Genomic DNA, 20806 nt, shown 5'->3' on the forward strand with positions numbered 1-20806 from the left:
CCATGACAACGAACCACAACAACTCGAACGCGGAAGGAGCGGAGGCATCGACCGACGACGGGACGCCCACCGACGACGGGACACCGACGATCGACGATCCCGCCGCCCGAACTCCGGGCGGCGGCGCGGCCCCCGAGCCGGAGCCGATCGAGCCGGCCGCGCCCGAGGAGTTCGGGCTGGTTCAGGCGTTCTGGGGCGGCGGCAAGGGGAAGACCACCGCGGCGATGGGGATGGGGTTCCGGGCCGCGGGGCACGGCTACCGCGTCCACATGCTCCAGTTCATGAAGGGGGGCGCGGACAGCGTCGAGGGCGTCCGAGGCGAGTACAACGCGATTTCGGCCGTGCCGGGGTTCTCCTACGAGAACGCCGGCCACTACGGCTGGCACGGCCTGCTCGACGGCTCGGCCGACGGCGAACACGAGGCGAAGGCGACGGCCGCCTTCGAGCGCGCGGAGGCGCTCGTCGCGGGCGCGGCCGACGCCGACCTGACCGAGCCGCTCCCGCTCGACGGCGACCCGGAGGCCGGCGTCCACATGCTGATCTTCGACGAGCTGCTGTACGCCGTCGATCGCGGCCTGGTCGACGCCGAGGCTATCGTCGAGTTGGCGGAATCGAAGCCGGACGGTCTCGAACTCGTCTTCACCGGGAGCCACGCGGAGCCCGACTACCTCGACGGCGTCGCGGATCTAATCTCGAACGTCCGGAAGGTCGCGCACCCGTTCGAAGACGGACAGCGCGCCCGCCGGGGGACGGAGTACTCGAGACCGTGAGCGAGACGGCGGACACATGACCGACGCCGACACCGTCCTTATCGCGGGCACCGCGAGCCACGTCGGAAAGAGCACGCTGGCGGCCGGACTCTGTCGGCTGCTCGCCCGACGGGGCGTCTCGGTCGCGCCGTACAAGGCTCAGAACATGAGCAACAACGCCCGCGTCGCGCTCGCGCCGGACGGCGAGTGGGGCGAAATCGGCGTCTCCCAGCACGTCCAGGCGCGGGCGGCGGAGACGGTGCCGACGACGGACGCGAACCCCGTCCTGCTCAAACCCCGCGGCGGCGGCGAGAGCCAGGTGATCGTCGACGGGGAGGCGGTCGCGAACGCCCCGGCGTCGGCGTACTACGACGAGCACTGGGACGACGCTCGCGCGGCCGCCGTCGCGGCCCACGAGCGACTGGCGGCGGACCACGACGTGATCGTCGCCGAGGGCGCGGGGAGCATCGCCGAGATCAACCTCCGCGACCGCGACCTCGCGAACGTCGAGTGCGCCCGGTTCGCTGACGCGCGGATCCTGATCGCGGTCGACATCGAGCGCGGCGGGGCGTTCGCGAGCCTCTACGGAACCCTCGAACTGCTCCCCGACGACCTCCGCGAGCGCGTCGCCGGCGCAGTCATTACGAAGTTCCGCGGCGACCCGGAGATCCTCGAACCCGGGATCGCCGAGATCGAGGAGCGGACCGGGGTCCCGGTCGTCGGCGTCGTCCCGCACGACGATCCGGGGCTTCCGGCGGAGGACAGCCTCTCGCTGCCGGACGCAGCGGCGACGGGAGGCGAGAGCCGGAGCGACGACGTCGGGGGCGACGAGGGGGTCCTCGGCGCCGACGACGGCGTTCCCGAGGAGGAGACCGTCCGGGTCGGCGTCCCGCGACTCCCGCGCATCTCGAACTTCACCGACTTAGAGCCGCTGGCGCGCGAGCCGGGGGTCCGGGTCGTCTACCTGCCGCTCGACGCCGCGCTCGACGAGGTCGACGCGGTGGTCCTTCCGGGGTCGAAGAACACCGTCGACGACCTGCTCGCGCTCCGCGAGGCGGGGTTCGACGAGGTGCTGCGGGCGTTCGAGGGACCCGTGGTCGGCGTCTGCGGCGGCTACCAGCTCCTCGGCGAGCGCCTCGTCGACGCGGGCGTCGAGGGGGTCGGCGACCGCGAGACGGTCCCGGGGGTCGGACTCCTTCCCATCGAAACCGAGTTCTCGGCGGAGAAGCGCGTCGAGCGCGTCACCTGCGCCGTCGACGGCGTCGGCCCGATCGCGGGCGCCGAGGGGCGCGCGACCGGCTACGAGATCCACGCCGGCCGGACGCGGCTTCTCGACGAGGAGAAGGGAGAGCCGCCGCTCGCGACAGAGCCGCTCGGCGCGGCGAGCGTCGCCACCGAGCGCGTCCTCGGAACCTACCTCCACGGCCTCTTCGAGACGGAGACCGTGCGCGACGCGTTCGTCGAGACGGCGTTCGCGAGTGCGGGTCGGACGCGCCCGGACGCGGCGATCGGCGACCGGTCCCCGTACGAGCGCGCGGCCGACCTCGTCGCGGACCACGTGGATCTGGCCGCGGTCGGTCTCGACGAGTACGGGACGTAAAAACGCGATCCGCGGGCGGCCGCGGGACCGACTCACCCCTCCGGTAGCGCCTCGTCGAGCAGCTTCCGCTGGGCGGTCGCGAGGTGTTCGGCGAACGTCGCCGGCGCGATGTCGAGTTCGGCCGCAACCGCCTCGGCGTTGGCCCCGCGCGGCCGCTCGAAGTACCCCATCCGGTGAGCGGTCGCGAGCACCTCGCGCTGGCGGGTCGTGAGCCGGCCGCGGTCGACCACGGTCCGGTCCGTCGTCGCCTCGTCGGCGGTGCCCTCGATCAGGTACCGCACGGCGACGCGGTCGGCGACGTCGTCGAGCGCCGCGACCGCCTCGCGCAGTCGGTCGAGGTCGGGGAGGTGGAGCGTGAGCAGCAGCGCGCCGTCCTCGGCGCGCGCGTCGGCGACGGGCACGCCGAGCGACTCGATGGCCGCGCAGGCGCAGCCCGCCTCCGCCGTGCCGCCCCCGGTCCGGTATCGGTAGACGCGCTCGTCGCCGAGGTCGACGACCGACGCGGCGTCAGGGAGGAGATCCGTCTCTTCGACGGCGTCCGGGTCGCGCACCCGGAACTCCTCGGTGATCGAGCCGTCGCTGCGCGTCCACGCCACGTCGGTGACGGGTTCGTCCCGGCGCGCCGAGAGCGCGGCCACCGGACACCCCGCGGCGCCGTGGACCGCGAGTCCGACGCGAATTCCGTCGGGCATCGGTTAAAACGTCGAACGGGACGGCAAAAGGGCCGTTCCTCGGTCTCAGCGCGCGGGAATTCGGAAGCGTCCCCGGCCAATCGATCCAAATCGATTCCGGTCCGGTCTCGGAGCCGCTATTGCCCGGAGCCGGGGTCCCCGGACGACTCGATCCGCGCCTCGTACTTCGCCAGCGCCTCGTCGAGCGCCGCGTCGGCGTCGATGTCGGCCGACTCGGCGAGCGCGAGCAGCGCGAACAGCGCGTCCCCGATCTCGTCGGTCGCGATCGCGGCGGCGTTCGGGTTGCGCCCGTAGTCGGTCGAGGTCGTTACCTCCTTCGCGATCTCGCCGACCTCGCTCTCTAAGTCGAGGGCGTGGTACGCGAGGTCGGTCTCCAGTCCGTACTCATCGACGAACGCGGCGACGCGGTCCTGCTCGTCCATGGGCGTCGCTCCGCGCGTTCGGCCAAGAAACTCCCGGCTTCGACCGCGGCGAGGGCGTCGGCATCGACCGTGGCGAGAGCGTCGGCTTCGACCGTGGCGAGGACGGCCGGTCGCGCAACCCCTAAGACGAGAGCGACCGCACGGATCGTATGAGAATCGCCATCTTGGGCGGCACCGGCGACATCGGCGAGGGGCTCGCGCTCCGGCTCGCGGCGGACACGCCCCACCGGGTCGCGGTCGGCTCGCGGGAGGCCGAGAAGGCCGAGAACAAGGCCGCAGAGTACACGACCGAACTGGAGAGCCGCGGCCTCGACGCCGCGGTGACCGGCGGCGAGAACGCCGCGGTCGCCGCCGACGCCCGGATCGTCGTCCTCGCGGTCCCGCCGTACCACGTCGGGGACACCGTCGAGGCGGTCGCGGGGGCGCTCGACGACGGCGACGTGCTGGTCTCGCCCGCCACCGGGATAAAACGCGACGACGAGGGGTTCCACTACCACAAGCCGGGGGCCGGCTCGGTGACGAAAATCGTCGCCGACGCGGCGCCGGAGGGCGTCGCCGTCGTCGGCGCGTTCCACAACCTTGCGGCCGCGCGGCTGGCGAACCTCGACGCCGACCTCGGGGTCGACACGCTCGTCATCGGCGACGACGCGGACGCGAAGCGGACGGTCGCGGACGTCGCCGAGGGGATCGAGGGACTGCGCGCGCTCGACGCCGGCGGGATCGCCAACGCACCCGAAATAGAGGGGTTGACGCCGCTGCTCATCAACGTCGCCTCGAACAACGACGGCCTCCACGACCTCGGCGTGCGGTTCCAGTAGAAGTCGTTCTGGGCGGGGGTTGCTTATAAAGGAACAGCTGGGCGTTCAGTATGGCTTATAAATAGGACCGAGCGGCGGGGACGGTCGCCGCTCCGGTGGTCGATCGCTTATAAATGACTGGCTGCGGATCCGCGGCGAACACCGCCAAAGTTCCAGCCGCTCGCTTATAAATAGATGACGACGGATCGACGGCGAACACCGCCAAAGCCCCAGTCGGCTCCGGTCGGGGGCCTCGTTGTGCTCCTCGCTCACTCCGTTCGCTGCGGTGTCGCCGGCGGCAGAGCCGCCGGCTACCCGTGGCGCGTAGCGCCACGCTGCTTACTTCGGCCGTCTTCCCGGAGCCGACTGCCCCTTTGAGTCCCCGCCCCGGACCGCACAGCAACCGCACCTCGCGCCTCCCCAGCCTCGTCGCGGCCGCTTTTAAGCGGCCGCGACTCCCTCGCGCGTGCGACTCGCGCCCTGTCGGGCGCTCGTCGGCACGCGCCGCCGCAGTAATGAGAGGAGAGTGGCGTCGTCGCCGTCCGTCGAATCCGGCGTTCGCAGGGCGTTCCGTTAGGCCTTTGCGCGCCGGGACCCTCCGTGCGGTAGATGGAGTACCTGGAGCGTCGGGTCGGGCTGGTCGAAGACCGCATCGAGTCGGTCATCGACGACGTCGAGCCCGACGAGCTGTCCGACGAGGTCGGTCACGTCGTCCTCGCGGGCGGCAAGCGCGTCCGCCCCGCGGTGACCGTCCTCGCCTGCGAGGCGTTCGACGGCGACCCCGAGGCAGCGGTCGACTTCGCGGCCGGCATCGAGTTCGTCCACAACGCCTCGCTCGTGATCGACGACATCATCGACCGCTCCGAGGTCCGCCGCGGCACCGCCGCCGCCTGGGCGGAGTTCGGCTACGGCCCGGCGATCATCGCCAGCGACGGCCTGCTGGGCGAGGCGTTCGCGCTGTTCTCGACGGACCCCCGCGCGATGCGCACCGTCGCCGAGGCGATGGTCGAGCTCGGCGAGGGCGAGGCGACGGAACTCGCGGCGCGGCCGACCAACGAGGCGGAGTACATGGAGCTGGCGCGCCGGAAGACGGGCGCGCTGTTCCGCGCCGCCGCCGAGCTGGGCGCGGTCGCGGGCGGGGCGGAACCGCACGCGATCGACTCGTTCGGCGAGTACGCCGAGCGCGTCGGCGTCGCCTTCCAGATGCGCGACGACGTGCTGGACGCCACCGCCGACGCCGACGACCTCGGCAAGCCGACCGGGCAGGACGCCGAGATGGACCGCCCCTCGGTCCTCCAAGTCACGTCGCTGTCGCCCGAGGAGATCAACGAGCGCGCCCGGGCGGAGTCCGATCGCGCGCTGGCCGCCCTCGACGACGCCGACCCCCCGGAGACCGAGGCGATCGAGTACCTCCGCGACCTCGCGGAGTTCGTCGTCGTGCGCGAGCGGTAAGCGGAGAGAAGGAGTTCCGCAGTCCGTTTTATTCGGGCCTCAGAGTTCGTAGCCCGCCTTCTCCATGAGGTCCGCGAATACGTCCGTTCCCATCGCCCCCTCGTAGACGATGGCGGAGAGCATGCCGCCGGGGTAGACGCCGCCGTTCTGGACGTGGTCGACCTTGTGGCAGTGTAGCGGGTAGATGCCGGGGTCGGCGTCCGCCTCGAACTCCACGGTGTACCGCTCCGCGGGCGCGACGTTCACCACGTCTTCCGGGAGCTGCGATCACCTCGGGGTACTCGGCGCCGTCCTTCTCGACCGTGCGGAACCGGTGGTTGTGCGTGTGCGATCGGGTGCGACATGAACCCGGCGTTGACCAGGTGGAGCCGCACCGTGTCGCCCTGACTAACGACGATCGGCGAGCCGTGGTCCGGGTTGAACGTGTACGGCGCGACCCGCCCGTTGATAGTGAACGCGTCCGGGCGGCGGTTCTGAACGTCGTAGGTCGCGTCCTCGCCGCCGTACGACCGGGAGAGCCGCGTGTCCCAGTCCTTCAGCGTCATGAACTGCTCGACGTCGGCCTCCTCGTACCCCTCGGGGTCGATACGGAGGATCCCGTACATCCCCATGTCCATGTGCATCGGGGTGTTGAAGTGGCAGTGGTAGAGGTGGGTGCCGGGCACGTCGGCGCCGATCTCGATAGGTGTGCGTCTCGCCGGGCATCACGGTGACCCCCGTCGTCGACGGGACGCCGTCGTCCTTCCACGACTTCGAGACGCCGTGGAAGTGGAGCGTGTGGGGCATCTCCCCGTCGGTGTTGTCGAGGGTGATCGACAGGTCGTCGCCCTCGGTCGCCCGGAGAACCGGCCCGGGCACGCTCGGCGTCCCGTCGTCCGCCTGGAACGCCCACGTCACCGGCATCTCGACCGGCCCGCCCAGCGAGCTCTCGGGGTGGGCCGCGTGCCGGGCGTGGACCGACCGCAGCGTCACCTCGCGGCCGCGCTCGTCGAGGTCGACGACCTCCGGCGACCCCGTCTCGGGGAGCGCGGGCTCGTCGTCGCCGGTCTGCGCCGCGCCGTCGCCGGCCGAGGCGGTGGTGGCCGCCTCGCTCAGACAGCCCGCCAGCCCGGCGACGCCCGAGAGGCCCGCGGCCTGAAGGATCGATCGTCGCGCGAACCCGCCGTCGGAACCGGAGTCACCGTGCGTCATGTCTCAAGCGAGGAGACGGGGAGGAATAACCGGGGCGCGGCTTCTCGGTTCAAGGTACGACTGACGAACCAGTTCGGGTGGCAGTATATAAAAGAATCAGCGGTCGCGGAGACGGTCTCGGTGACCGGTCAGCGCGGTCGACCGGGGTTCGCTCAGTCGTCCGCCGGCTCGCCGATATCGGCCGTTTCCTCCGCGGCCGCGTTCTCGCCGATCGGCTCGCTGTCCCAGTACGCGTGGTCGTCGTCCGACCGGAAGCAGGTCGCCGTCCGACCGTCGCCGACATCGTACGCCGGCGGCGCCGACTCCCGGCAGGCCGCGCGCGCCTCCGGACAGCGGGTGTGGAACCGACAGCCGGCGGGCGGGTTCCGCGGCGAGGGCACGTCGCCGCGGAGCGTCTCGAACTCCTCGTCGCGCGCCTCCGTGGTCGCCCGCGGGACGCTCGATAACAGCGCCTTCGTGTACGGGTGCGCGGGGTCGTCGAAGATCTCCTCGACCGGGCCGATCTCGACGATCTCACCGAGGTACATCACCGCGACGCGGTCGCAGACGTGCCGGACCACGCCGAGGTTGTGCGCGATGAAGAGGAACGTCAGCCCGAACTCCTCCTGGAGGTCTTCGAGCAGGTTGAGGATCTGCGCCTGAACGCTCACGTCGAGCGCGGACACCGGCTCGTCGAGGACGACGAAGTCGGGGTCCAAGGCGAGCGCCCGGGCGATCCCGATCCGCTGGCGCTGCCCGCCCGAGAACTCGTGGGGGTACCGGTCGAGCTGGTCGGCCGAGAGTCCGACTCGCTCCAGCAGTCTCCCGGCGCGATCCCGGCGGATCTCCCGGTCGGAGGCGTCGACGGAGACCCTCACGACGACGCCGTCTCCGGTCGTCTCGACGGTCGTTGCGAGCAGATCGCCCTGACGGTCGAGGGCGGCGACGACGCCCTCCTCGCCCTCGCGGACGGTGACGGCGACCCGCGCGACACCCTGCTCTGGGTCGACGACGCGATCGACGTCGTCGTCGACGCGAACCTCGACGTTTCCGGCGTCGAGGGAGGGGTCCTCGACGGTCACGTCGGCGACCGTCTCGACGTTCGGGTCGCTCCGAGGGAGGTCGTGGATCCGAAGCCCCTCGGCGACGATGTCGCCGGTTGTCATCCGCGGGTCGAGACTGGAGAACGGGTCTTGGAACACGATCTGGGCGCGCTGCCGGAACTCCGTCAGATCGCGGTCGGTCATCGCGCGGACATCCGTCCCGTCGAAGGTGACCTCGCCGGCGGTCGGTTCCCGCAGTCGCAACACCGTCTCGCCCGTCGTCGACTTCCCGCAGCCCGACTCGCCGACCAGCCCCAGCGTCTCGCCCTCTCGCACGTCGAAGGAGACGCCGTCGACTGCCTTCACGCTCTCCGACTCCTGTCCGAGCAGGCGGTCGACAAGCGACTGGTCGTCCGCGTAGTACTTCTTCAGCCCGTCGACGGAGAGCAGCGGGTCGCTCACTCGCCGTCACCCCCGTCGGCCGCGGCCGCGTTGTCGGGGTCGGCGGCGTCGCCGCCCTCGCCGAAGTGGTCGTCCGAGAGCGCGTCGGCCGGGTCGTACTCGCGGGCCGCGAGGACGCACTTGGCGCCGTGGTCGGAATCGGCGTCGACCGTCAGCTCCGCGGGTTTGTCGAGACACGTCTCCATCGCCTTCGGACACCGGTCCGCGAAGTAACACCGGTCGCCCATCTCGGCGTCGATCAAGCTCGGGACGTTGCCCGCGATCGGTTCGAGCCGCGCCCGCGGGTCGTCCACGTCGGGGATCGAGCCGAGTAACCCCCGCGTGTACGGGTGGACGGTGTCCTCGAACACCGATTCGAGCGTGCCGCGCTCGACGATTTCGCCCGCGTACATCACGCAGACGCGGTTGCACATCTCCGCGATCACGCCGAGATCGTGGGTGATGAGCACGATGCTCATGCCGCGCTCGGCTTGGATCTCCTTCAGCAGGCTCAGGATCTGCGCCTGAATCGTCACGTCGAGCGCGGTCGTCGGCTCGTCGGCGATCAACACGTCCGGCTCGCCGGCGAGCGCCTGTGCGATCATCGCGCGCTGGAGCATCCCGCCGGAGAACTGACCGGGGTACTCGTCGACGCGCTCCTCGGGGTCGGGGATCCCGACCTGTCCGAGCAGTTCGACGGCCCGTTCCATGCTCTCCTCGCTGGTGTAGTCGCGGCCGGGAACGATCCCGTCGAGCAGGTACTGCCCCAGCCCGTACCCCTGCGTCCGCGAGCGCGTCGAACGGGGGTTCGCCCGCGCCCGGCGCTGCACCTCGACCGCCTCGGCGATCTGCTCGCCGACCGTGATCGAGGGGTTGAAGCTGCTCATCGGGTCCTGGAAGATGACGCTGAACGAGGGACCGCGCAGCGACCGGCGGACGCTCGGCGGCACGGTCCGGAGGTCGACGTGGTCGCCGTCGACCCGCACCGCGTCCGTGTCGCGGAACTCGTCGGCGAGGTCGGCGTCGCGGTACCACACCTCGCCGGCGGTGATCCGGCCGGGCGTCTCGACGAGGTCGACGAGCGACAGCGCCGTCACCGACTTGCCGGAGCCGGACTCGCCGACGACGCCGAGGATCTCGTCTTCCCGGAGGTCGAACGACACCGACTCCACCGCGTTGATCTGCCCCTCCTCGGTAAAGAACCGAGTCGAGAGGTCGCGAACCGACAGCACGTCGTCGACCGCGGGCGTCCCGCTCGGGGCCGCGTCGCCGGCCGCGCGGGTATCGGTCGCGGCGGCGTCGCTCGCGCCGCCGTCGGTCGCCGCGGCGGATTCGCTCTCCGCCGACTCGCCGGCGACCGTCCGCTCGGCGTCGCTCATGCGGCACCCCCTTCACCCTCGATGCCGGGGTCCAAGGCGTCGCGTAGCCAGTCGCCGAGCAGGTTGATCCCGATCACCGACAGCATGATCGCGAGACCGGGGATCGAGGCGATCCACCACTGGCCGGAGGAGACGTAGTCGCGCCCCTGCGCGATGTCGAAGCCCCACGACAGCGTCGTCCCCGAGAAGCCGAGGAACGACAGCGAGCTCTCGAGGAGGATGATCGCCGCCACCTGCACCGTCCCGAGGACGATGATCGGAGTGATCGCGTTCGGGAGGATATGCCGGAGGATGATCGTGTTGTCGTCGGCGCCGAGCGCGCGCGACGCCTTCACGTACTCCTGCCCGCGCAAAGAGAGCGCCTCCCCGCGGGCGACGCGAGCGAACCACACCCAGTTGACGAGACCGACGACGATCACCACCGTTATCGGCAACACGAAGCTCTCCGGCATCTCCGAAGCCAGCCCGGCGACGACGAATGGGTCGGGGACGTCGACCGCCGCGCGACCCCACAGCCCGATCAGCGCGACCGCTAACACGAGCGAGGGGAACGCGAGGCTCACGTCCGCGATCCGCATCAGGGCGTCGTCGACGCGCCCGCGGTGGTAGCCGGCGAGCAGGCCGACCGGCACGCCGATCGATGCCGCCAAGACGGTGCCGAGCACGCCGACCACCAGCGACGTTCGGGCGCCGTACACCACCCGCGAGAACATGTCGCGGCCGAGTCCGTCGGTGCCGAAGACGTGGTCGGGATCCGCCGTGATCTCGACCTCCTCGGTGACCGTCTGGATCTCGCCGTCGACCATCTGCGAGGAGGTCCGCTCTGTCGTCTCCGAGAAGCCGATCGGCGGCAGCTCGCTCTGATCGAGCTGTTGGTCGGTCGGATTGTGGGGCGCGACGAAGGGGGCGAACACGGCAGTCAAGGTGATGAGGACCACCAGCGCCAGCCCGAGCTTCGCGAGCCCACTCTGTCTGAACTCCTTTTTGAGATTGCGTATGACACGTGAAGAAACCATGTTAGTCGTTCACCACCTCCGGGTCGAGGTAGGCGTACACCACGTCGACGAGGATGTTGACGAGCACGAAGCTCGTCCCGATGACGATGAGGCTCCCCTGAAGCGCCGGCCAGTCGCGCTGGTTGATGCTCTCGATGACCAGCGTGCCGAGTCCGGGCCACGAGAACACCGCCTCGGTGATGACGGCGCCGCCGATCAGCGTCCCGAGCTGGAGACCGAGGACGGTGATCACGGGGATGAGCGTGTTCCGGAGCGCGTGTTTGTACCGGATCAGGGTCCGAGGAAGCCCCTTGGCCCGCGCGGCCTGAACGTAGCCTTTGCTGAGTTCGTCCAGCATTCCCGACCGCGTCAGTCGGGTGATAAGCGCCATGAAGTACGTACCGAGGGCGATCGCCGGCAGCGTGATGTACGCGAGCCACGTCAACAGCGTCCCGACGAACGGCTCGGCGTTGACGACCGACAGGGCGACGTCGCCGACGTCGACCCCGCGGCCGCTGGTGTTGAAGATGTTGAACTCCACGGCGAAGATCAGGATGAGCATGATCCCAAGCCAGAAGTTCGGCGTCGAGATGCCGCCGAGCGACAGCAGCGTCGCGCCGTAGTCGACCGGCTCGTTGCGGCGGGTCGCGCTGATCACGCCGAGCGGGATCGCGAGGACGATCGCAACGACGCTGGCGGCGACGGCCAGTTCGACCGTCGCGGGCAGGCGGCTGAACACGAGCGCCGTGACCTCCTGTCCCTTGATGTACGACTGGCCCATGTCGCCCCGCAGCAGGTCGAAGACGTACTGGCCGTACTGGACGTACAGCGGCTGATCGAGTCCCAGCTCGGCGGCGATCGCCTGCCGCGTCTCCTGTGACGCGTCGAGCGGCGCGACCGCGTTGATCGGGCTGCCGGGCGTGACGAACCGGAGCGCGAACACGACGGTGACGACGCCCCAGACGACGCCGATTCCTTGGAGGCTTCTTTTGAGTGCGAATCTTCCGAATGACATTAATAACGGTGTGGGGAGATGGCGGTCGCGTTACTGCTGGGTGGCCGTGTCAGGGTCGATGAACTCGTCGGCCCGCGGCTCCCAGGAGATGTCGCTCGAGACGCCGTAGACGCTGAACTGCTGGTCGCATGAACACCCACGGCGCGAGGTCGTGGGCGAGCTGGTTCGCCTCCTGAAGGATGTCGACGCGCTCGTCGGAGTCCTCGGTCGCCTCGGCGTCTTCGAGGAGTCCGTCCATCTCGTCGTTCTCTAAGACCGTGAGCGCGCCCTCGGAGGAGAGCAGCGGCGTCAGGGTCTGGCTGCCGTCGAACTCCGCGTTCCCCCAGCCGAGGAGGTTGAAGTGCGGGCGGTCCTCGATGTCCGGCGCGGTGACCTCCTGAACGAGCGAGGAGAACTCGCGTTGCTCGACCTCACAGGAGACGTTCGACAGCGAGTCGATCTGGCTGGCCGCCGCCTGCGCGATATCGACGTCGCGGAGGTACCGTCCGATCGGGGTCTCGAGCGTGATCTCGACGCCGGCGTGGCCGGACTCCTCGACGAGTCGCTCGGCCTCGTCGGGGTCGTACGGGTACGGGTCGATGTCGGGGTTGTAGCCGACGTGGCCTTCGAGCGTCGGCTGCCCGGTGATGTTTCCGAAGCCGTTGAGCACGTTCTCGATGATGCTCTCGACGTCGACCGCGTGGTTCAGGGCCTGCCGGAACTGCTGGCTGGAGAACGGCTCCACGTCGTAGCGCATCTGAAGGAAGATGATCCGCGCGCTCGCCACGGAGTTGATCGTCGCGACATCGGAGCCGTTCACCCGGGAGACCTCGTTCGGCGGGACGTTCGTCACAATGTCGGTCTCCTCGGCGAGCAGCTGGTTGACCCGCGTGCTCGACTCGCTGGAGGCGCTCATCGTGAGCTCGTCGGCCGCGGGCGCGCCGTCCCAGTACTCCTCGTTCGGCTCGTAAACGACCTCGTTGCCCGAGTCGTACTCGCTGAGGCGGAACGGTCCCGTGCCGTTGGCGTTGCGGTTGATGTAGTCGCTGCCGTTCTCCTCGACCCACGACTGCTGCATGACGGGACCGTTCGTCGCGAACAGCTGGAAGGCGATCGGGTTGTACCCCTCGAAGGAGACCGTCACCTGCCCGTCGCCGGTCGTGACCTCCGAGACCGAGCCGAGGTCGTTGGACTGCGGGCTGGCGATGCCGACGTCCTCGAAGACGATCCGGCGGATGCTGTACCGGACGTCCTCCGGCGTGACCTCGTCGCCGTTGTGGAAGGTGAGACCGTCGCGCAGCAGGAACCGGACGCTGCCGTCGTCGGTGCGCTCCCACTCGTTCGCGAGGCCGGCGATGATGCCGCCCTGCTTGTCGCGGTCGAGCAGGCCCTCGTACAGCTGGCCGACGATGATCTCCGTGTTCGTCTCGGCGTGGTCCTGCGGGTCGAGTCCCGAGTCCATCTGACCCATGGTGACGCCGAGTTCGAAGGTGTCGTCGCCCCCGTCGGAGCCGTCCTCGCCGTCTCCGCCGTCGGAACCGTCCGACCCGTCCCCGCCGTCGGAGCCGTTCCCGCCGTCCTCGCCGTCCCCGCCGTTTCCGGAACAACCGGCGAGACCGACCGCACCGGCCGTTCCAGCGTACTTGAGCACCGTCCGCCTGTCGACGTGATCGTCGTTGTCAGTAGGCATAGACGATCCCATACGACAGAGCGTTATGAACCTACCGGCGGACACAGGGTCTGTCGCTACCGCCTGCTGGCGATGCGTTGACAGGAGAATCCCCCGAATCCTCGGTGTACGACGGAGAGACACGAGAGCTCGACGCGAGCGAAAACCGACGCCTATGTACGGGCGCGTGGACGATAGCCGGGCGACATGAACGGACCCGATCCCGGACCGCGGTGGGGAGCGGTCGAGGAGGACGCGGAGTCGACGGCGGCGGCGTACCGAGAGCGCGGCTGGACCGCTATCGCGGGACACCCCGGGCAGGTGAACCCCGTCGCGGACGCCGCCCGGATCGACGTGTTGCTGCCGGAGTCGGAGTTCGACGCCGCGCTTTCGGCGGTCGACGAGGCCGCGATCGACGGCGTCGACGTGTACGCGGGCGCCGCCGACGGGGTCGCGTACCGGCTGGTGGTCGCGACCGACGAGGCGGCGCAGGTGGCGATCTGCGTGCCGACGTACCTCGAGCGCGACGACCTCGCCACGCTGCGCGCGGCCGCCGAGGCGGCGGGGTCGCTCACCGTTCGGCTGCGCCCTCTCGACGACCGCGACAGCGTCGAGATCGCGATCGACGACCCCGCGGTGTTCTTCGACGCGCCGGAGGAGTGAGACGCATACACGTGGGGTCTTCTCCCGGCGCGTGACTTCGACGTATTCATAGTTGTGCGATCGCGATCATCTATATGAATCGCGCAGAGAAGGCGGCCCTCCAGCTACAGGCGGTCGCCGTGTTGCGGATGCTGAAGGAGACGCGAACGTACGAGGAGCTGTCGGAGGTGACCGGACTGCCCGCGGGCGACCTGAACCGATACGTGAACGGCCACGTGCTGCCCGGCACCGACCGCGCGAGCGAGGTCGTCGAGTCGGTCGGACGCGAGGCGCTCGCCGACGAGCTGGTCGCGCGCGTCGAGTTCGACGACGAGGGGTACGTCGACAACTCCGGCGTCGTCTTCGACCAGTCGTTCCTCGACCTGGTGGCGCCGGTCGCGGCGGAGACGTTCGAGTTCGAGTCGCCGGACGTGGTCCTGACGGCCGCGACCGACGGGATCACGCTGGGCGCGGCGATGGCCTCCTTCTTCGACGCGCGGCTCGCGTACGCCAAGAAGTCGAAGGAGACCGCCGTCGAGGAGTTCATCGAGTCGCGCCAGCGGCTCGCCTCCGGCATCGAACTCACCTACTACCTCCCCGCGAGCGCGATCGACGCCGGCGACACCGTCCTCGTCGTCGACGACCTGATCCGCTCGGGCGAGACCCAGGAGCTACTCCTCGACATCGCCCTCCAGGGCGACGCCGACATCACCGGTGTGTTCACGCTCATCGCGATCGGCGACGAGGGGATGGACCGCGCGCGAGCGATCACCGACGCGCCGGTCGGCGCGCTGACGACGTTCGAGTAGCCACGTTCGCGCATACTCTCCGGAGAGAAACCGATTAATCCGGCGTTTCGATCCACATATACGGATCATCATTCGTCTCGTTCAGCAAAGCTTATCAGTCGATCCCGGGGAACACTCACGCGTTCAATGGGGCTTTCAGACACGCTGGCGGCGCGGTTCGACGTGGAGTCGCACGGGTCGGACGTCCGGACCGAACTGATAGCCGGGCTCACGACGTTCCTCGCGATGTCGTACATCATCGTCGTGAACCCGTTCATCCTGGCCGAGGCCATCGACATCCCGGGTTACGAGTTCTTCGAGGTCGTCCAGATGATCGCCATCGCGACCGTGCTCTCGGCCGCGGTGGCGACGGCGGTGATGGCGCTGTACGCGAACCGACCGTTCGGGCTGGCGCCCGGACTCGGTCTCAACGCCTTCTTCGCGTACACGGTCGTCGAGGGACTCGGCGTCGCGTGGGAGACGGCGCTCGCCGCCGTCTTCGTCGAGGGGGTCCTCTTCATGATCCTGACCGCGGTCGGCGCGCGCGAGTACGTCATCCGGCTGTTCCCGGAGCCGGTAAAACGCTCCGTCGGCGCCGGCATCGGACTGTTCCTGCTTTTCATCGGGCTTCAGGAGCTTCAGATCGTCGTCGCCCACGGCGACACGCTCGTCACGCTCGGTAACGTCTTCGCGAACCCGCCGGCGATCCTCGGCGTCCTCGGCCTGGTGTTGACGTTCGTGCTGTGGGCCCGCAACGTCACCGGCGCCATCGTCCTCGGCATCGCGACCACCTCGATCGCCGGGTGGGCACTCACCTTCGGCGGGGTCTTCGCCCGCGGGACGGTCACCCCGGGCCAGATACCGACCGCCCAGTACGACATCACGCCGCTGGCGGGCGCGTTCGTCGAGGGGCTGGCGGACATCGACCCGCTCACCTTCGTGCTGATCGTGTTCACGTTCTTCTTCGTCGACTTCTTCGACACCGCCGGGACGCTCATCGGCGTCTCGCAGTTCGGCGACTTCCTCGACGAAGACGGCGACCTCCCCGACATGGACAGGCCGCTGATGGCCGACGCGGTCGGCACCACCTTCGGCGCCGTCGTCGGCACCTCCACGGTGACGACGTTCATCGAGTCGTCCGCGGGCGTCGAGGAGGGCGGCCGCACCGGACTCACGGCCTTCGTCGTCGCCGCCCTCTTCCTCGCGTCGCTCGTCCTGATCCCGGTCGTCGCCGCGATCCCCGAGTACGCCTCCTTCATCGCGCTGATCGTCGTCGGCGTGATGATGCTTCAGGGGCTCGTCGAGGTCGACTGGCAGGACCCCGCGTGGGCCGTCTCGGCCGGGCTTACCGTTACGCTGATGCCGTTCGCCTACTCCATCGCGGACGGACTGGCGGCCGGCATCGTCGCGTACCCGATCATCAAGCTCGCGGTCGGCGAGGGTGACGAGGTCGCGCTCGGCCAGTACCTCATCGCGGCGCTGCTCGCGGCCTACTACGTGCTCTCGACCGCCGGCTACATCCTCTGAGGCGGCCGCGACGGCCGCTCGTGAGGCGTCGGGACGCAGACCAAGAATCCGAATCACGCCCGACTGCCCGACGGGGTGACGCTCGGCGACCTTCGCGCGGCGGTTGATCGCCGGGCGCGGTGGTTCGACCTCGCGCGGTGGTTGACCGCCGAGCGCGACGCGAGTTCGGAAGGGACTAAGTGACGGCCGGCGAATTTTGCGGCATGCAGACGCTGCTCCTCAACGCGGACGACGTCGACGAGAACGCCGAGATGGACCGCGTGATCGACGCGGTCCGCGGCGCGTTCACGGCCTACGAGCGCGGCGACGCGAAGATGCCGGCGAAGTCGTACATCGACCTCCCCGAGTACAACGGCGACTTCCGATCGATGCCCGCCTACCTCGACGTGCGCGAGGAGGATGTCGCCGAGGAGACCGCGACCGGCGAGGGGTGGGACGCCGCCGGGATCAAGTGGGTGAACGTCCACACCGACAACCCCGACGACCACGACCTGCCGACCGTGATGGGGACGATGATCTACTCGGACCCGGAGACGGCGTTCCCGCTGGCGGTCCTCGACGGGACGACGCTGACGATGAAGCGAACGGGCGCCGCCGCCGCGGTCGCGACCGACCACCTCGCCGTCCCCGACGCGAGTTCGCTCGGGATCGTCGGCGCCGGCGTCCAGTCGTACACGCAGCTCGAAGCCATCGCCGCGGTGCGCGACATCGAGGAGGTCGTCGTGAGCGACCTCGACGAGGAGCGCGTCGCCGACTTCGTCGACGCCTTCGAGGGCCGGTTCGACGTGCGCGCCGGCTCGATTTCGGAGGCCGGCCACTGCGACGTGCTCTCGACGGTGACCCCCGTCGAGACCCCGATCGTCGGTCCCGACGACGTGGGCGAGCACACGCACATTAACGCGATGGGCGCGGACGCGGCGGGCAAACACGAGCTGGCGGACGACCTCCTGCTCGACGCCACCGTCGTCATCGACGACCACGAGCAGTGCACCCACTCCGGCGAGATCAACGTCCCCTACGCCGCCGGGACGCTCACCGACGACGACATCTACGGCGAGATCGGCGAGATCGTCGTCGGCCGCCGCGCGGGCCGTCCCGGCACGCCGGGCACCCCGGCCGACGCCGACGGCGTGAGCGGCGTCAGCGTCTTCGACTCGACCGGCCTCGCGATCCAGGACGTGGCGGCCGCGCGGGTCGTCTACGAGCGCGCCGACGAGCTCGACAACGGCTACCCGTTCGACCTGCTCGGGCTGGACGGCTGAAGCCGGGGGTCGAGTCCGCTCGGTCTCGACGACTCCGTTCGGTGCCCGACGCGCGGACTTTTCACCGGCGCCGCCCTACTCCGACCGTGAAACTCGTCAGCGTCGCCGCCGTGGCGGAAGATCGGGTGATCGGGAGAGACGGAGAGGTGCCGTGGCCGCACATCGAGGCGGACGTCAGGCAGTACCGGGAGCGCGTCGCGGGGTCGCCGGTAATCCTCGGCCGCCGCACGTTCGACTCGATGCGCGACAACCTCCCGGGGAGCCGCCGAGATCGTCGTGAGCCGGAGCGTCGACGGCGTCGACGTGCCGACCGCGACGGTCGCGAACGGCGACGAGGAAGCGATCGAACTGGCCCGCGAGACCGCCGACGAGGTCGGCGTCGACACGGTCTACGTCCTCGGCGGCGGCGGTATCTACGAGCTGTTCCAGCCGCACCTCGACGGGATGGTCCTCAGCCACGTCGACGGCGCCTACGAGGGCGACACGCGCTACCCCGAGTGGGACGAGAGCGAGTGGGAGGTCGCGGCTGAGACGGAGTACGACCGGTTCACGCTGCGCGAGTGGGTTCGTCGGGAGCGCTGAACCGCCGGAAAGTCGGTGCGGCGCCCGGAGTCCCGGCCGGCGCCGGTATCGGAGGCGACGCCTACGAGTGGTCGGCGCGCTCTTCCGCGTACCGTTCGAGCTGGAGGGCGGTGCTGTCGGCGAGCCGTTCGACCGCGGAGTCGACCCCGTGTTCGCGGGCGTCGACGGACGCCTCGGCGACGAGCGTCCGAACCGTGTCGAACGGGCCGATCCGGGCGCCGGTCGTGGCGACGGTGTCCTCGGCGTCGAGCAGCTGGTTCACGGCGGTGCGGTAGCCGGGGTTCTCGTCGAACCAGCCGTCCCGGTCGAGGCGGTCGACCGCGCCCTCGTGGACCGGGAAGTAGCCGGTCTCGCGGTGCCAGCGCGCCTGCTGCTCCGGCGCCGCGAGCCAGCCGAGGAACGCCGCGGCGGCGCGCTGCTCGGCAGTCGACGCCCCGTCCGCGACCCACAGCGACCCGCCGCCGACGACGACGCCGTGCCGCTCGTCGGCGACCGGGAAGTAGCCGACCCCGACCGGGAAGGAGGCGCCCTCCCGGACGTCGACCATCGCGGAGGTGGAGCCGATGAGCATCCCGGCGCGCCCCTCGTGGAACGCCTCGCGGGCCTGCCCGCGGGCCTCGATGCCGGGGTCGTGGTAGAGGTCGTCGGCCGCCATGTCGGCGATCCAGCGGTAGACCCGCTCGCCGACCGGCCCGTCGAACCGACTCTCGGTCGGCGTGCCGCCCCGCCCGTTGTCGGCGTCGACGAGCGGCTCGCCGGCCTCGGCGAACCACTGCTCGACGAACCACGAGTACGTCGCGAACGTGATCCCCGTCTCGGTCGCGCCGCTCTCGACCAGCTGCTCGGCGCACCGACGGACCTCGTCGAACGTCTCCGGCGGGTCGTCGGGGTCCAGCCCGGCGCGCTCGAACGCCGCGCGGTCGTAGTACAGCACGGGCGTCGACGCGTTGAACGGCATCGAGTGGAGGACCCCGTCGGTCCGGTAGTAGTTGGCGACGGGCGTGAGCAGGTCGTCCGGGGAGAAGTCCGAACCCGGGCCGTTCGCGGCGTCGGTGCCGGCGACGCCGCCCGCGTCCGCGTCGAGGAGGCGCTCGACGGGCGTGAACGCCCCGCTGTCGAGCGCGCGCTGGGTCCCGATCTCGTAGAGGTGGGAGATCGCCGGCGGGTCGCCCCGGTCCGCCGCCGCGAGCGTCGCCTCGAACACGCCGCGGTAGCTCCCCTTCGACGCGGGGCGGACGGCGATCCCGTCCGTCTCGGCGGCGAACTCGGCGGCGAACTCGTCGAGGAGCCGCGCCTTGCGCCCGCCGAGCGCGTGCCAGAAGTCGAGGACGACGGCGTCGTCGTCCTCGGTGCCGTCGGCGTCGTACGTGTCGAGCGCGTCGTCGAGGGTGCCCGTCCGGTCGGAGAGCGTCGACGCGCCGGCGGCCACCTCCGCGAGCGACGTCTTCTGGGCGTGCGCGACCGCAGTGGCGTCGCCCGCGTCCGCGGCCGTCTCCTCGGCGAGGTCGCCGACCGACTCGACCGCGTCGACCACCGCCTCGATCGAGGTCGCCTGGTCGTCGGTGGCGTCGCGGATCTCGGCGACACCGCTGGTCGTCTCCTCGACGTCGGCGGCGAGGTCGGTGAACGCCTCCAGCGCCTCCTCGGCGGTGGTTATCCCCTCGTCGGCGCGCTCGCGCATCTCGGCCATCTCGTCGACGGTCGCGTCCGTCTCCGCGCGGACCGACCGGATCGACGACTCGATCTCGCTGGTCGCGTCCCGGGCTTCCTCCGCGAGGCTCTTGACCTCCTCCGCGACCACCTCGAAGCCGGCGCCGGCCTCGCCCGCGCGGGCCGCCTCGATCGAGGCGTTGAGCGCGAGGATGTTCGTCTCGTCGGCGATGTCCTGGATCAGGTCGGTGACGTCCTCGATCGCCGCGACCTCCGATTCGAGCGTCTCGACGCGGTCGAGCGCCTCCGCTGTCCGTTCGTCGACGACGCGGAGCTCCTCGATGGCGGCGGTCGCGGCGTCGGTCCCCTCGTCGGTCCGCTCGGCGACGCCGGCCGCGGTCTCGGCCACCTGATCCGCGGAGGCGGCGACCTCCTCGGTGGCCGCCGAGACGGTCTGAAGCTCGCTCGTCGCGGCCGCGATGTCGTCGCGCTGGCGGGTCGCGGCGTCCTCGATGTCGTCGACCGCGGCGTACACCTCGTCGCTCTGTGCCTTCGCGCGGTCGACGTTCGACCGGACGTGTTCGGTCGCGCCCGCGACCTCGTCGCCGAAGCCGTCGACCGCGGACACCGTCTCCGCGACCCCGTCGACGAACTCGTTGAGCGTCGCCGCGAGCGCCGCCGCCTCGCCGTCGGTCTCCTCGGCCGGGAACCGCGCCCCGAGGTCACCGTCGGCCAACTGTTCCGCGACCTCGCGGAACGCCGAGACGGGAACGTCGTCGCCCGCGCTGGCGCGGGAGGCCGCCGTCGTCTCGTCGGACGCGACGCCGCCGTCGGTGGTCGCGTCCGCGTCGGTCGATGCCGCCGAACGGTCCCCGTCGACGGGACCTCGATCGGACCGGTTTCTCGCGTCATCGCCGTCCATTTGTCGCAACTCGCCCACGGGGGTACATAA

15 protein-coding genes and 3 pseudogenes are annotated in these 20806 nt (G+C 70.2%); 9 read left to right on the forward strand and 9 right to left on the reverse strand.

What is annotated here, in order from left to right; genetic code table 11:
• Nucleotides 1-2 precede the first annotated feature (2 nt).
• Together ACODNG_RS06665 and ACODNG_RS06670 are read left to right on the forward strand one after the other, a co-directional pair.
• Nucleotides 3-770, forward strand: a complete 768-nt coding sequence (locus ACODNG_RS06665) for a cob(I)yrinic acid a,c-diamide adenosyltransferase (RefSeq protein ID WP_434523071.1) — start codon at nucleotides 3-5, stop codon at nucleotides 768-770.
• A 16-nt stretch (nucleotides 771-786) separates the two neighbouring features.
• Nucleotides 787-2349, forward strand: coding sequence for a cobyric acid synthase (locus ACODNG_RS06670; protein ID WP_434522934.1), 1563 nt, complete (start codon nucleotides 787-789; stop codon nucleotides 2347-2349).
• 32 nt (nucleotides 2350-2381) lie between these two features.
• Here ACODNG_RS06670 and ACODNG_RS06675 read toward each other — a convergent pair whose 3' ends face one another.
• Nucleotides 2382-3041, reverse strand: coding sequence for a helix-turn-helix domain-containing protein (locus ACODNG_RS06675; RefSeq protein ID WP_434522935.1), 660 nt, complete (start codon nucleotides 3039-3041; stop codon nucleotides 2382-2384).
• A gap of 116 nt (nucleotides 3042-3157) precedes the next feature.
• Nucleotides 3158-3463 (reverse strand): MazG-like family protein, encoded by a 306-nt coding sequence (locus tag ACODNG_RS06680; RefSeq protein WP_434522936.1) that lies wholly within the window; start codon nucleotides 3461-3463, stop codon nucleotides 3158-3160.
• 149 nt (nucleotides 3464-3612) lie between these two features.
• On the opposite strand from ACODNG_RS06680, the gene npdG reads away from it, so the two are divergent.
• On the forward strand, nucleotides 3613-4281 hold the full coding sequence (gene npdG / locus ACODNG_RS06685; protein ID WP_434522937.1) for an NADPH-dependent F420 reductase: 669 nt from the start codon (nucleotides 3613-3615) through the stop codon (nucleotides 4279-4281).
• A gap of 588 nt (nucleotides 4282-4869) precedes the next feature.
• Nucleotides 4870-5712, forward strand: a complete 843-nt coding sequence (locus ACODNG_RS06690; protein WP_434522938.1) for a polyprenyl synthetase family protein — start codon at nucleotides 4870-4872, stop codon at nucleotides 5710-5712.
• A 39-nt stretch (nucleotides 5713-5751) separates the two neighbouring features.
• On the opposite strand, the pseudogene ACODNG_RS06695 reads toward ACODNG_RS06690, so the two are convergent.
• The 6 genes and pseudogenes from ACODNG_RS06695 to ACODNG_RS06720 all read right to left on the reverse strand — a co-directional run bounded on the left by ACODNG_RS06695 (nucleotide 5752) and on the right by ACODNG_RS06720 (nucleotide 13424).
• Nucleotides 5752-6903, reverse strand: a pseudogene (locus tag ACODNG_RS06695) (multicopper oxidase domain-containing protein).
• Between the two features lie 152 nt (nucleotides 6904-7055).
• Nucleotides 7056-8387, reverse strand: a complete 1332-nt coding sequence (locus ACODNG_RS06700) for an ABC transporter ATP-binding protein (protein ID WP_434522939.1) — start codon at nucleotides 8385-8387, stop codon at nucleotides 7056-7058.
• Nucleotides 8384-9745 (reverse strand): ABC transporter ATP-binding protein, encoded by a 1362-nt coding sequence (locus tag ACODNG_RS06705; protein WP_434522940.1) that lies wholly within the window; start codon nucleotides 9743-9745, stop codon nucleotides 8384-8386. Before ACODNG_RS06705 ends, ACODNG_RS06700 begins: the two co-directional genes overlap by 4 nt.
• A complete protein-coding gene (locus ACODNG_RS06710; RefSeq protein ID WP_434522941.1) occupies nucleotides 9742-10761 on the reverse strand; it encodes an ABC transporter permease in 1020 nt (339 codons plus the stop codon). The genes ACODNG_RS06705 and ACODNG_RS06710 overlap by 4 nt, the downstream gene beginning before the upstream one ends.
• A 1-nt stretch (nucleotide 10762) precedes the next feature.
• Nucleotides 10763-11755, reverse strand: coding sequence for an ABC transporter permease (locus tag ACODNG_RS06715; RefSeq protein ID WP_434522942.1), 993 nt, complete (start codon nucleotides 11753-11755; stop codon nucleotides 10763-10765).
• Between the two features lie 30 nt (nucleotides 11756-11785).
• Nucleotides 11786-13424 (reverse strand): annotated as a pseudogene (locus ACODNG_RS06720) (ABC transporter substrate-binding protein).
• 186 nt (nucleotides 13425-13610) lie between these two features.
• Between ACODNG_RS06720 and ACODNG_RS06725 the strand changes: the two are divergent.
• From ACODNG_RS06725 to ACODNG_RS06745, 5 genes and pseudogenes are all read left to right on the forward strand, one after another.
• Nucleotides 13611-14066 carry a DUF7529 family protein gene (locus tag ACODNG_RS06725; RefSeq protein WP_434522943.1) on the forward strand — a complete coding sequence of 152 codons (456 nt, stop codon included), beginning with the start codon at nucleotides 13611-13613 and terminating at the stop codon, nucleotides 14064-14066.
• 74 nt (nucleotides 14067-14140) lie between these two features.
• Nucleotides 14141-14854: a phosphoribosyltransferase family protein gene (locus tag ACODNG_RS06730; RefSeq protein ID WP_434522944.1), complete on the forward strand. Its 714-nt coding sequence runs from the start codon at nucleotides 14141-14143 to the stop codon at nucleotides 14852-14854.
• A 126-nt stretch (nucleotides 14855-14980) separates the two neighbouring features.
• Nucleotides 14981-16360 (forward strand): NCS2 family permease, encoded by a 1380-nt coding sequence (locus ACODNG_RS06735; RefSeq protein ID WP_434522945.1) that lies wholly within the window; start codon nucleotides 14981-14983, stop codon nucleotides 16358-16360.
• Between the two features lie 203 nt (nucleotides 16361-16563).
• A complete protein-coding gene (locus tag ACODNG_RS06740; protein WP_434522946.1) occupies nucleotides 16564-17622 on the forward strand; it encodes an ornithine cyclodeaminase family protein in 1059 nt (352 codons plus the stop codon).
• Nucleotides 17623-17708: 86 nt separating this feature from the next.
• Nucleotides 17709-18204 (forward strand): annotated as a pseudogene (locus ACODNG_RS06745) (dihydrofolate reductase).
• A gap of 61 nt (nucleotides 18205-18265) precedes the next feature.
• On the opposite strand, the gene ACODNG_RS06750 reads toward ACODNG_RS06745, so the two are convergent.
• Nucleotides 18266-20776 (reverse strand): extracellular solute-binding protein, encoded by a 2511-nt coding sequence (locus tag ACODNG_RS06750; RefSeq protein WP_434522947.1) that lies wholly within the window; start codon nucleotides 20774-20776, stop codon nucleotides 18266-18268.
• Between the last annotated feature and the right edge of the window lie 30 nt (nucleotides 20777-20806).

The organism is Halorubrum sp. AS12 (assembly GCF_051122765.1).
Taxonomy (GTDB): Archaea; Halobacteriota; Halobacteria; order Halobacteriales; family Haloferacaceae; genus Halorubrum; species Halorubrum trapanicum.